Origin of the sequence: Corynebacterium matruchotii, from assembly GCF_011612265.2 — a bacterium.
Classification (GTDB): Bacteria; Actinomycetota; Actinomycetes; order Mycobacteriales; family Mycobacteriaceae; genus Corynebacterium; species Corynebacterium matruchotii.
Window position 1 is genome coordinate 2,162,734 of record NZ_CP050134.2, and the last position, 11,984, is coordinate 2,174,717.

General features: G+C 52.6%; 12 protein-coding genes. All 12 read right to left on the reverse strand.

Translation table 11 applies throughout. The features are described from left to right. Positions 1-148 precede the first annotated feature (148 nt). The 12 genes from HBA49_RS09610 to HBA49_RS09665 all read right to left on the reverse strand — a co-directional run bounded on the left by HBA49_RS09610 (position 149) and on the right by HBA49_RS09665 (position 11,902). Entirely contained in the window at positions 149-1,144 is a 996-nt protein-coding gene (locus tag HBA49_RS09610) for a DUF559 domain-containing protein (protein ID WP_005524703.1), read from the reverse strand. A 541-nt stretch (positions 1,145-1,685) separates the two neighbouring features. Beyond that, positions 1,686-3,305, reverse strand: a complete 1,620-nt coding sequence (gene groL / locus HBA49_RS09615; protein ID WP_005524542.1) for a chaperonin GroEL — start codon at positions 3,303-3,305, stop codon at positions 1,686-1,688. 6 nt (positions 3,306-3,311) lie between these two features. Next, the gene (gene groES, locus HBA49_RS09620) at positions 3,312-3,608 is read right to left on the reverse strand and encodes a co-chaperone GroES (protein ID WP_005519848.1); all 297 of its coding nucleotides are present in this window, start codon (positions 3,606-3,608) and stop codon (positions 3,312-3,314) included. A gap of 880 nt (positions 3,609-4,488) precedes the next feature. Then, positions 4,489-5,517 carry a tRNA (adenosine(37)-N6)-threonylcarbamoyltransferase complex transferase subunit TsaD gene (gene tsaD, locus HBA49_RS09625; RefSeq protein WP_005524271.1) on the reverse strand — a complete coding sequence of 343 codons (1,029 nt, stop codon included), beginning with the start codon at positions 5,515-5,517 and terminating at the stop codon, positions 4,489-4,491. Continuing rightward, a complete protein-coding gene (gene rimI, locus HBA49_RS09630; RefSeq protein WP_005524378.1) occupies positions 5,514-5,990 on the reverse strand; it encodes a ribosomal protein S18-alanine N-acetyltransferase in 477 nt (158 codons plus the stop codon). Before rimI ends, tsaD begins: the two co-directional genes overlap by 4 nt. Continuing rightward, positions 5,987-6,673: a tRNA (adenosine(37)-N6)-threonylcarbamoyltransferase complex dimerization subunit type 1 TsaB gene (gene tsaB, locus HBA49_RS09635; protein WP_005524729.1), complete on the reverse strand. Its 687-nt coding sequence runs from the start codon at positions 6,671-6,673 to the stop codon at positions 5,987-5,989. The genes rimI and tsaB overlap by 4 nt, the downstream gene beginning before the upstream one ends. 3 nt (positions 6,674-6,676) lie before the next feature. Further along, positions 6,677-7,153, reverse strand: a complete 477-nt coding sequence (locus tag HBA49_RS09640) for a hypothetical protein (protein ID WP_005519841.1) — start codon at positions 7,151-7,153, stop codon at positions 6,677-6,679. Between the two features lie 61 nt (positions 7,154-7,214). Then, a complete protein-coding gene (gene tsaE / locus HBA49_RS09645) occupies positions 7,215-7,703 on the reverse strand; it encodes a tRNA (adenosine(37)-N6)-threonylcarbamoyltransferase complex ATPase subunit type 1 TsaE (RefSeq protein ID WP_040431349.1) in 489 nt (162 codons plus the stop codon). Continuing rightward, complete coding sequence (alr, locus tag HBA49_RS09650) at positions 7,696-8,823, reverse strand: alanine racemase (protein ID WP_040431498.1); 1,128 nt, start codon at positions 8,821-8,823, stop codon at positions 7,696-7,698. The genes tsaE and alr overlap by 8 nt, the downstream gene beginning before the upstream one ends. A 643-nt stretch (positions 8,824-9,466) precedes the next feature. Then, complete coding sequence (locus HBA49_RS09655; protein WP_005524593.1) at positions 9,467-10,453, reverse strand: AAA family ATPase; 987 nt, start codon at positions 10,451-10,453, stop codon at positions 9,467-9,469. Next, positions 10,454-11,152, reverse strand: a complete 699-nt coding sequence (gene pnuC, locus HBA49_RS09660) for a nicotinamide riboside transporter PnuC (protein ID WP_005524726.1) — start codon at positions 11,150-11,152, stop codon at positions 10,454-10,456. It lies immediately after the preceding gene. A gap of 72 nt (positions 11,153-11,224) precedes the next feature. After that, complete coding sequence (locus HBA49_RS09665; protein WP_005523885.1) at positions 11,225-11,902, reverse strand: NUDIX hydrolase; 678 nt, start codon at positions 11,900-11,902, stop codon at positions 11,225-11,227. Between the last annotated feature and the right edge of the window lie 82 nt (positions 11,903-11,984).

Sequence of the window (11,984 nt, forward strand, 5' to 3'; positions counted from 1 at the left end):
TCTTTACAACCCATAAGACTCTTATTATCCTACAAGCACTCTAGACATTACCCACAACCCCCATGAGATGACGACCCTGCTGCCGCCATCACCACTAGGAATACATGCTATTTACGGGGCAACCATATCACCCCCATGAGGCCAAAACTTACGACGCCCACCGGCTAGTCCAGGGTGGTGGGCCATCAGAATGCGGGTCATAATGCTCATTTGGGCTAATGCGATGAGGGTTTTGGGCTAGAATCCTCCGTATAGTTGGTATCAGTAAATCATCTAGCTCATCGGGGTAAAACCGTAATACGTGATAGCCAAGGGATAATAAATACCGTTCCCTGCTTACTTGTTTCCGGAAGATTTCTGTCACAGTTGTACCATTCTCCCAGGCAAATTCTTCGGTGTATTTTACGCGCCCATCCAGTTCAACGATTATATAATCATCCATGAGGTGATCTACCCTATAGTTGCCGATCATCACCTGCGGGGAAATTTTATGGGTGGGGAATTGTGCTTCCATTTGGTAGCGCATACCAGTTTCTTGTACTGAATCAATAATGTCATATGCCCGGTCTAGGATCCGTTGTGCCTTGGCGACTCCCCGCTGACCGGCATGCTCATGTAAATACTCTTGGAATTGTTCATGACTGTTGCCATTACGCATCGCAGCCTCCACGAAAGCTAAGGACTCCAATTCATCGTACATAACACAAAAATCAACAAACGTGCGTTCGATTGTGGTCACTCGTTTGCCGCTCACCTCGGTAATATCTGATTCTGGTAATGCGGCATCTCGATAATGCATGATTTCGGTGCATTGTCTTGACGATGGCGGATGTCTATCGCCAGGTAGATTAAGGCATACTACCAAGCACTTTTCCTTATTAAGTGTGGGTATTCCATGTATATAGGCCGCAGCAAAACCCACAATAACAGCGGTTTTTATTGACCGATTAACCGCCCGAATATGTAAAGCGAATTGCTCAAAACTCCGAGCCTGTTGATACTCCAACAGTGGAGTCCACCATGTACGTGTCAACTGTATATGGGCACGTTCGAACTCTTTTGTGAGCCGATATGGCCGGCGCACGAGTTGCAGCATCATTGATGATTCTTCCTGGTAAAAGTCGATTTTTATTTTAAGAATCATCCAAGAATGTACTCATACACAATATGGTAGCAATATGACAACCGCCACATATGATTTTGTTTGTTGCAGGACCTTCTTGACCTGTGTTTTATCTAGTGATCATTTCGCAGCGTTATTCCCAACACCCCCATCCGTACAGGTAGTAAACATGATTTTCTAATCAGCTATGCCCATGGCCGCCGACAACGCTTGCAGCAACTGGTAGCATAGTTGCTGAGCTGGAGTTGTATGGTTGCATCCCGCAAAACATTGGCAAATGCAGGAGCAACAATATAGCACATTACAAACCCCAGCTCAGCAATCATGCTACCCAGGCTCAATGATGTTCCACGGTGTCCTCTGATGTCCTGTGGCGCAAATGATCGGGGAAAATGTATGGCGTGCGGAGATAGCAAAACGCACGGGTTGAACTGGCTTGGTAGCCTGTAACCCGTGCGTTCCACAACACCTTAGTCTGGGGGTCGTTAGCTGCTAGCCATCAACTAACAACCTGACCAATGGTGATGAGTAAATGCTAGCACTACTCTGCTGGTAATTTGCTCTAATGATGATGTCCATGTCCACCAGGCGCCGGAGGCGCAGGTGGTTGGGGCTTATCAACCACTGAGGCTTCGGTAGTCAACACCATGCGCGCCACCGAAGTAGCATTCACCACTGCGGAGTGAGTAACCTTCACCGGATCAATGATGCCTGCAGCAAGCAAATCATCATATCCTAAGGTTGCGGCGTTAAAACCGAATCCATTCTTCAGATCTGCAACCCGGGAAACTACCACCGACCCGTCCACACCAGCATTTTCAGCAATCCAGAAGGTTGGTTTCACAAGTGCCTTCGCTAGGGCTAATACACCGACTTGGGTATCACCGGAAAACTCATCAGCATAAGACCGCAATTCTTGGGCGATCTGTACCAAAACAGAGCCACCACCAGCGATAATGCCTTCCTGTACCGCAGCGCGAGCGGAATTGATGGCGTCTTCAACTCGAAGCTTACGCTCGGAGATTTCGGTTTCGGTGGCAGCGCCAACCTTCACCACGGCTACACCACCGGAGAGTTTCGCTAGCCGTTCTTCAGCCTTTTCCCGGTCCCAGGAGGATTCGGTTTTGGCGATCTCGGCACGAATCTGATCACGACGTTTCTCCAGTTCAGCAGCGGTACCAGCACCATCAACGATAATGGTCTCGTCCTTGGTTACGGTCACACGCCGAGCCGAACCGAATACGGACAGGTCAGCGTCATGCATGTTTACCCCGACCTCGGGATCAATGACGGTAGCACCGGTAACCACGGCAAGATCATCCAAGAAGGCTTTGCGACGCTCTCCGAAGTACGGAGCCTTCACCGCCACCGCCTTGAGGATTTTTCGGATGGAGTTAACGACCAATGCTTGTAGTGGTTCGCCTTCAACATCTTCCGCAATAATCAACACCGGTTTATTGGATTCCACAACCTTTTCCAGCAACGGCAGGAAGTCCGGCAGGGAGGAGATCTTGTTACGCACAAGCAACACAAGTGCGTCATCAAGTTCGGCTTTTTGGGAATCAACATCGGTGATGAAATACGGGGATAAGAATCCCTTTTCGAATGACACACCTTCGGTCACATCAAGGTAGGACTCTAGTGACTGAGATTCCTCGACTGATACCACACCGTCTTTGCCCACCTTCTCCATGGCGGCGGCAACCATGTTACCGACCTCAGGATCGCGGGAAGAAACGGTGGCGACATTGGCAATGTCTTCCGAGGAAGACACCTCGGTGGCTCGACCTTTCAGCAGCTCAATAACCTTTTCGGCACCAATTTCAATGCCGTGGTTGAGCTCGATAGGATTCGCACCAGCCGCAACATTCCGCAGCCCTTCGGTAATCAGCGCCTGCGCCAACAAGGTTGCGGTGGTCGTGCCATCACCCGCAATATCATTGGTTTTCACTGCGACAGACTTCACCAATTGCACGCCAAGATTCTCGAATGGTTCTTCGATATCAATATCGCGGGCAATGGTAACCCCGTCATTGGTAACCGTGGGGGAACCGAACGGCTTATCCAACACCACATTGCGACCACGCGGCCCAAGCGTCACCTTGACCACATCCGCCAGGGTGTTGACGCCCTGGAGGATTCCTTCGCGGGCTTCTTGATTGAAAGCAATAAGTTTTGCCATATTTGACTACTTTTCGATAATGGCCAGCACGTCACGGGAGTTGAGCAGCAAGTATTCCTCACCGTCGTATTTCAGCTCGGTTCCGCCATACTTGGAAAACACCACGGTGTCACCCACCTTGATGTCCATGGGAACACGATCATCACCATCAAAACGGCCAGGGCCGGCGGCAATGACTACGCCCTCTTGTGGCTTTTCCTTAGCGGAATCTGGAATGACCAGGCCAGAGGCAGTGGTGGATTCAGCTTCCTTGATTTGGATCAAAACACGGTCTTCTAGGGGCTTAATATTGACTTTTGCCACGATATATTCTCCTTAATGCTTATGGTTGTTGACCTACTGGCACTCTACCCCCGCGAGTGCTAAGGCTCAAGCAGTTACGCTTTCAGCGAACATTGTCTTGGTTTTTACCAAGTGAAGCTTATTCAGGTGCTGGGAAATACGTTCGGCTTCTCAAGACATTAACGCACGTGACTGTTCTCTGAGGATAAGAATAACCAAGGTAGGTAGCATGTTCTTTCCGATTTGTCATCATTGATATGGCCGGGCTTTCCCAATAGCTGAATAAGCTTCAGTCTTACACCATCACGCAGCGCATTTGTTACCCCAGCTTGATGCATGATGCGATCATCATGATGTCCACGTAAGGTAATGCATTCCCCTGGTTTCATCGCCCACCGTAACAGTTTTTCGTCCCACAACGCCACATGCTTCACAAGTTCTGAGCTGGAGTTTGGAAGATGAGCCCACCAACGAAAAGCATCTGAATCGAGAAAGTACAGCTTGGTAGCTTGGCACCACATCCCCGCACCCCACGACCGGTCCAAACTTTGCATAAGCCACAAACAACGTGTGCGCCCCACCATAAAACCCCAAAACCCCACACATACACACTGATGTTCGAGTGCATAACCTATGGTTTAGGATTTTCGCCGGAAGTATGTGTAGATGAACATAGCGGGTGCGATAATAGGAAGAGAAACCACTATGCAAGTCGCAAAGATCTTTTCTGCTAGACGTATATCAATAGCGCTAATCAATGCAATCACATATATGGTGAGAATCACATTGAAGATAATGAGTGCTATGAACGCTACATCATATGCCTGTGGTGTTAACGGATTCATACCTTTTCAGTTTACCGTCAAAACCCAAAAACATAGCACACTACACTATTCTAAAATCACTCCGATACTAGGGGGATTTCAACTTCCAGAGAGGTATCAGTACCAATCGATAATGCCGACGGCTGAGCACCTTCATGAATCAGTTGGGCGGCTAACGCTGCGATCATTACACCATTATCTGTGCACAGTGTAAACCTGGGAACCCTAAGCTCAATGCCCGCAGATTGACAACGCCGGCCTGCCAATTCCCGCAAGCGAGAATTGGCCGCCACGCCACCACCGAGAAGTAACACTTGCGCCCCTGTGTCCTTGCATGCCCGAATAGCTTTGAGGGTCAGCACATCACATACCGCTTCCTGGAATGATGCGCACACATCTTCGATAGAAATTGTGGAGTTGTTTCGCTCTGCCTGCTCCACATAGCGGGCAACGGCGGTCTTTAGGCCGGAAAAGGAAAAATCGTAGGGGCTATTTTTCAGCCCCCGGGGAAATGCGATGGCCTTTTTATTGCCCTGCTGCGCAAGCTTGTCGATAATTGGCCCACCGGGATACCCCAGCCCCAATAGTCGCGCTACCTTGTCATAGGCCTCCCCGGCGGCGTCGTCAAGCGTGGAGCCTAGTTCCCGCATAGGCTTCCCCACCGCAGTAACCTCCAGGAGCTGCGTGTGGCCACCAGACACCAAAAGCGCAATAGCATGCGGCAAAGGCTCACCCTCCAAATTCGCCACCGCGACATGCCCACCAAGGTGGTTGACACCATAGAATGGCACACCCCAAGCCGCGGCATAAGCCTTGGCTGCGGACGCACCCACCAGCAGGGCACCGGCTAACCCAGGCCCCACCGTTGCGGCGACAGCATCGGGGGCCGTAATGCCAGCTTCAGATAGCGCCGCATGCATCACCGGTTGCATGGCCTCCAGATGGGCGCGCGATGCGATCTCGGGGACCACACCGCCAAAACGAGCATGTTGGTCCATGGAACTGGCAACCGCATCGGCAAGGATGGTCATGGTGCCATCTGCCGCCAAGTCGATGATGCCCACACCTGTTTCATCGCAGGATGATTCGATGCCCAGGATAATCATGGGTTTGTCCTATCCCTTTCGCTTAATCGTGGCCGCAACATAGTGTATGCATCGGCGCCAGACGGCATATAATACCCCTTCCGCACCCCTATCGTCGCAAATCCGTAGCTGTGGTACAACGCCATCGCCGGCTCATTGTCGGTACGAACTTCAAGGAATATCGGGGCGTCCTGGGCGTCCGCGATGCGGGTAAAAGCATCCATAAAGAGCTTGCCGACGCCACGGCCTTGGTACGTGGGATCCACCGCAATGGTGCGAATCTCACATTCCGCATCATCAGGAGGCCCCAACACCGCCATACCGGCGTATCCCACAAGCCGCCCAGAAATTTCTACGCCAAAATATTTTGTTAGAACATGGGTAATCTCTGACTGAAACTCTTCAACAGACCAAGGTGAGTCACCCGGGAATAGGAGTTGTTCCAGCTCGGCGCACCATGGGGCATCAGCGAGGGTCAGTTCCCGAAGCTTCATGATTCTTTCCGAACTATCGCTGGTGACGGCGCTTTTTTGGTGGGTTCTTTCGCATCTGGGCGCCGTAAATACAGCGGTTGCAATGGTTCAGGTTTGCCCGTGAAATCGGCCACCGCCACGAGATCCGCGGGAAGCGGCACACCCGAAACTACTGTGGTTTCCTGCAGCACCGCAGGCAACATCGGCGCTAGTTTTGCCGGCACACTCATCACATCCACACGATCAAGTCGATAGTCGGATTCCGGCGTGGGCTCCCCAAGCCGAGCGGGTTGGCATACCTCGGGGCCGGCTACTCGCTGCCCCCCATGATAAGACGACCAATAGACTTCTTTACGACGCGCATCGGTGGCCACTAGAAGGTTATCCGGATCTCCCAGGTTATGGGCTATAGCATCGTGAGTAGGCACACCATACACGGGGATATGGCGAGCATCGCCAAAGGCAGCGGCGGTGGCCATGCCGACCCGAAGCCCGGTAAACGGGCCTGGCCCCACTCCCACCACAATGGCATCAAGATCCGAGAATGTGAGGTGGGCGTCGTTAAGCATGCGTAATGTTGCAGGTACCAGAAGCTCATTGTGCGCACGGGAATCGTTGAGCACCGTTTCGCTTCGGGTAGCACCATCGCACACTACGCCCACAATCAGCGCGGGCGTAGCGGTATCAATCGCAAGAATGTTCATATATTAACTCACCAAATTCCAGGCACCAGACTGGGACTTTTTCAACGGCAACAACGAGTCAGCTCTAAACGACTGCTCCTTCTGAGTGCATAGATCCGCAACCCGACGTTCCAGCTTCTCCACCCGAAAACCTGACGTATTATCAGAGAGAAGTAAATAATTATATTCGCTGGTAATTGGCTTCTCTGGCAGGTGAAGTTTCGCAGCATCTATCTTAAACTTAGCGGCAACAGACTGCCGAGTCTCCCCGGGACACACCACAGTGGCTGCTACATAATTATCGCCATAAATATCAACCAGTCGCACAGCAGAAACCCGTAACCCCGCAGCATCAAGCTTTTCGATAGTTCTTTCGAAATTACCCTCTTGATCGGCCAGTTCGGTATTTGTATGAGCCGAATAAATCATGCCAATAACCAGCAACAGCATGCCGGCAACACCTGACGCAACAATAATGCGCAGTGTGGGGCTTAGATTCATATCAGTTTCACTTTCGTCTTAAAATCCAATGAAATCAGGCGGGCGGGCCATCCAGGCACGCCTAACTTTCCGATGTCTCCACGATCCGCCATGAAATGTAGCGTGCTTGCGAACTGGGGTCTTCTCGGACAGCAGCTTCCCTGTCGATTGTAACAAGCAGGTATTGCGGCACGAGTTGCCCGACTAGCCCCCCGCCCCATTCCGCTACCACCACGGCATCGTCCAGCTCAGTGTCTAAATCCAGGGAGTCGAGACCGCCTGATGCATCATGGTCCAAGAGTCGGTAGGCGTCAACATGTATGAGCGTGGGACCACCGCTGAGAGATGGGTGTTCCCGGGCGATGATAAATGTTGGTGACGTTACTCGGCCTTTCACACCCATTCCGCGAGCCAAGCCTTGGGTGAAGGTAGTTTTACCCGCCCCTACCGGACCATCGAGAATCACCACGTCACCAGCCTCCAGGGCGGCACCGAGCTCGGCAGCTAACTCCTGCGTGTCTTCCGGGGTCTCTAGCCTGCGACTACCGGATGTTGGGAACATATCACGCATGCTGACCCCCAAGGTAGCGGCGCACGGTGCGTCCTGTTGGCGCGCAAATCACCGCATAATTAATGTCTTGAATCCTTGAGGCCAACTCGGTGGCGCTCATGCCGCCAGGCCCGAAGATAATTGCTTCATCACCTGGGCGTACGTTGTGTGGGTTATCCCCCAAATCAATGACAAACTGATCCATGCATATCCGCCCTACCTGCGGATACCTGTGCCCACCAATGGTGACTTCCACGTGATTTTGGGCGCGCCGCGGCAACCCATCGGCATAACCTGCGGGAATGACCGCCAAGTACCCCGGCTTGGCTGCCCGCCAGGTGAGGTTATAGCTGGTCCCTTCACCTGGTTCGATGGGTTTAACCACGGTTACCTTCCCAACCCAGCTCATTGCAGGTTGCAAGCCATAATCGTTGCCATCGGCGAGCGGGCTATAACCATAAACAGCGAGTCCAGGGCGAACCATCTCGTGGTAAAAATCGGGGCGAGTGAGCACTGCGGGCGAATTGCTGAGGTGGTTGACGGGCAGCTCTAAACCGAGTTTTCGACCCAGGGCAATGGCCCGATTGAATGCGGCGGCTTGGGTATCGTTGGCCGGGTTACCGGGTTCATCAGCGCAGGCCAGGTGGCTCATGACCCCAGTTACCTCAATGTTCCCAGTCGCAGTGCCCGCATCCTTAAGCAGGGTGAATACCGCCTCCCATTGGGATTCATCCACGCCCGAACGATGTAACCCCGTATCAATTTTTATGGTAGTTTGGACGAGTTTTTCCGGCTTGCCAGCAGCATACTTCACGATGGCCTGAGCGTGAGCCATGGAAACCACCGCCAGATGAATGTTAGCGTCTAGGGCAGCAGCAAAATCCTGTTCAGGCGACCAAATCCAACACAATATGGGAGCGGTAATACCGGCTTCGCGGAGTTCTAAGGCTTCGGCAAGAGTGGCCACACCTAATTGGTCGGCACCATTAGCTAGGACTGTGCGAGCAACGGGAATCGCTCCGTGATTATAGCCATCCGCTTTCACCACACACATTAATTGCGCTGGCTGAACCAGGTTTTTGAGGATCCGAGTATTGGTTGCTATGGCATCTAGGTCGATGACGGTTTCCAACAAATTCACGACAACCATTGTGCCATCAGGAGCGTAAAGCACCGAACTGAAAGCATCTTCACGATGCCACCAAGCTTGCTTTACTATCGGAATCTAATGAACTACATAATGAGCTGCAGCAACAGTCAAGTACAAAAGCTGGTTTCAGACATGACGAGTACATGCCAACACTTGCTGATGTCCGCCAACATCTGCCAACGCCTCCCTGCGCCTACTAGCTGGTGCCCACATGCTACTCATATCACATGTGCTGAGCTGGAGTTCTGGTTAGAAGCGTTCCTACACGCCACAAACCCCCAGGCAGAAAAACAGCACAATCGTTACCCCAGCTCAGCACAATTGCGACAACACACCTCACAAGCGATAGCAACCTCGAAGCCCAGTGAAACCACGTGCAAACCCCGCAAAACCACCCGAAAACCACCTTCAAACCCCACACACCACCCCGTAGCATAACTGCTGAGCTGGAGTTTAGCCACGGCCATCACACAACCCCAGGTGGCCCCAGCCGGAATAATGCCGCACAGCCACTACTCCAGCTCAGCATTCAAGCTACCACCAGCAATCAAGGGGCAATCGAGGGGGCGATCAAGGCGATCAGGACAATCAACGACTGCGGGGCAGAAAAATCATGACGATTCTGGCCGTTCACTCACACAATTCGTCCCGCTACCGTGATGGCAGCCTTGATGAATGGCATTGCACGTTCCATGCGCTCCGCAACACTACCGCTCACCACCACGGAGGGTACGTCTTCAGCCGCGGCCGCATCCACAAACCACTGGTGCATTTCATGGCGAATGTGTTCGCCATCCCGGATACCGTCTTGGACGAAGGGGATTTCATCACCAGTGATAATATACAGGTCAGCCCGGTCGCGGTTAGCGATGTTTCGCATGGTGTCGGTGACGTGCCCGAGATAGCGTCGCTGCCATTGCAGAGTGGCCCAAGCATTGGTATCACAGATAATGACACCATCACTACGAGCCGCCATGGTGTTTTCGTATTGTTGTTGTAGGACACCGATGCGATGAAAATCATCGTCGGTCCAGGTGTAGTCGGTTGTGAGGATGGATTCGGTGTAGTATCGACCCACTTCAGGAACCCATTCCACGCCCAGTTCTTCGGCAATTGCACGAGTGAGGGTGGTGGTTCCGGTGGATTCGGCGCCAACAACTACGATGCGTGCGGCAAGCCCGGCGCGCACGGGATCGGAGAGGTATTGCCAGTTTCCAAAGAGGTCGGTCCGAATTTTGGTGCCGGATATGGGGTAGCGGTTTCGATTGTGGTCCACGGAAATGTGGGTAGCACCCATGTGGTAGGCCCACGTATCCCCGTAGGTTTCGCTGGTGAAGACGGCATCGGGAACGTAGTGGAGAAATTTGGTTGTGTGGGCGGCCCAGGCAATGGAATCGTCATCTTTCCCAATGTCCGGGATGACACGCAAATTGGCATCGGGGTGGACAGCGGCAAGCCAATCCCGGCGATGTTCTGCTGGGATTTTCTCACCAGGGTTGTCGACCACCAGGACATCAACGTGGTCGCTGTTTCTTAGGGCGGTGTCGATGAGATGATGGTGTCCGACGTGGGGTGGGTAGAATTTTCCGATGACAACGCTACGCGGATAGTGGTGGGTCATTTAGTTACGCACCTCCGCTGGGATTTTCTGTTTGTGCACAGTTGGTTCCGGGGTGTTTTGGTGGTTTTTCCAGTCCCACCAGCCGTAGAAGGCGTTGATGAGGAAGATGGCGTAGAGGATAGCAACGAAGGGGACATGTTTATGCCAATAGAGTCCGACAGCGATGACGTCGAGGATGATCCATAGGTACCAGGATTCGAGTTTGCGACGCATCATGAGGTATTGAGCTGCGAACGCGGTAGTGGTGGTAATGGAGTCGAGGATGGGGAAGTCGGCGGGTGTGGGGAATTGCGCTGGGAGCCAGAGGTGAATGTTGGCGATGACGAGCCCGAGGGCAATGCCGCTGACAAGGATGGCGCCGACCCACATGAGGTTGTGACTCAGGGGCATGGTGGTGATGGTGACTTTATTGTGATCGTCTTTGGAGTTCGTGCGGGCGGCCCACAGGTACCAGCCGATCACTCCAGTGATGAAATAGTACACTTGTTCGGCCATGTCGGCGTAGAGGTTGATTTGGTAGAAGAGGAAGCCGAAGAGAATGACGCCAATAATGCCAATGGGCCAGGTGAGAATGTTGCGTCGGGCCGCCAGGATGACTGCAGCAAGGTTAAAAATGGTACCGGAAAGCTCCAGCCAGCTAATTTGATAACCAAGCACGTCGAAGGCGATATTTGTGACGCTGAAGAAGTCGCTGAGCATACCCCCATAGTAAGTGTCATTTTTACACTAAGTCAAGCTTTGCGGCGCCCACCCCCAGCGTCGCAAAGCAAACTACAGGGAAATAAAATTGAAAATCTCCAGCTCAGAAGAGTTAAACCGATAGAGCTTCGCCGGCCGGTGCGCCCCTTCGGCCCACATGTCACCAGTCTCGGTCACCAACCCCAGCCGCAGAAACTTCTTGCGGAAATTCCGCTTATCCACAAACCGACCCAGCACCGCCTCATAAGCCGTCTGCACCTGACTGAGCGTAAACGTCTCTCCCAATAACCCCGAAACTGCGTTCGAATAGCTTAACTTTGCGATTAACCGATCCCGCCCATACGCAATAATCTCTTGATGATCAAACGCCACCTGAGGCAATGAATCAACCGACCACAACGCATGCGTGCAATCCCCACCCGACAGCGACAGGTTATACCCACAACCCAAATACACCACACTCACCGCATGCCCACGGGGATCCCGCGCCACCGTATCTACCGTCACCAACTGCTCAAAAAACCCTAATCGCTGACCAATGTCCATCCCCACCTTGGTTTTCATCACTCGCTCCACCGCCTGCGTGGTGGTTTCCCCCGCAGCATTATAGCCCCCCGGCAACGCCCATTCACCCTGAAACGGTGGCGCCGTACGGTTGATGAGCAGGACCTTCAACTGCGCGTCTTCAACGCAAAACACCACCATGTCCACGGTGAGAGTAGGAGGGTGATAATCACTAGTGTTAGCCATAATTACTTCCAGCCTAACATTGATATCTGCTACAAATTGGCGGAAAGAATGCAGCAGAAAAATAACCACTCACCACCAAATA

Excerpts from the sequence above, each read along its gene's own strand:
- HBA49_RS09610 (WP_005524703.1), bottom strand. The coding sequence starts at position 1,144 with ATGATTCTTAAAATAAAAATCGACTTTTACCAGGAAGAATCATCAATG.
- groL (WP_005524542.1), bottom strand. The coding sequence starts at position 3,305 with ATGGCAAAACTTATTGCTTTCAATCAAGAAGCCCGCGAAGGAATCCTC.
- tsaD (WP_005524271.1), bottom strand. The coding sequence starts at position 5,517 with ATGATTATCCTGGGCATCGAATCATCCTGCGATGAAACAGGTGTGGGC.
- rimI (WP_005524378.1), bottom strand. The coding sequence starts at position 5,990 with ATGAAGCTTCGGGAACTGACCCTCGCTGATGCCCCATGGTGCGCCGAG.
- tsaB (WP_005524729.1), bottom strand. The coding sequence starts at position 6,673 with ATGAACATTCTTGCGATTGATACCGCTACGCCCGCGCTGATTGTGGGC.
- HBA49_RS09640 (WP_005519841.1), bottom strand. The coding sequence starts at position 7,153 with ATGAATCTAAGCCCCACACTGCGCATTATTGTTGCGTCAGGTGTTGCC.
- tsaE (WP_040431349.1), bottom strand. The coding sequence starts at position 7,703 with ATGCGTGATATGTTCCCAACATCCGGTAGTCGCAGGCTAGAGACCCCG.
- HBA49_RS09655 (WP_005524593.1), bottom strand. The coding sequence starts at position 10,453 with ATGACCCACCACTATCCGCGTAGCGTTGTCATCGGAAAATTCTACCCA.
- pnuC (WP_005524726.1), bottom strand. The coding sequence starts at position 11,152 with ATGCTCAGCGACTTCTTCAGCGTCACAAATATCGCCTTCGACGTGCTT.
- HBA49_RS09665 (WP_005523885.1), bottom strand. The coding sequence starts at position 11,902 with ATGGCTAACACTAGTGATTATCACCCTCCTACTCTCACCGTGGACATG.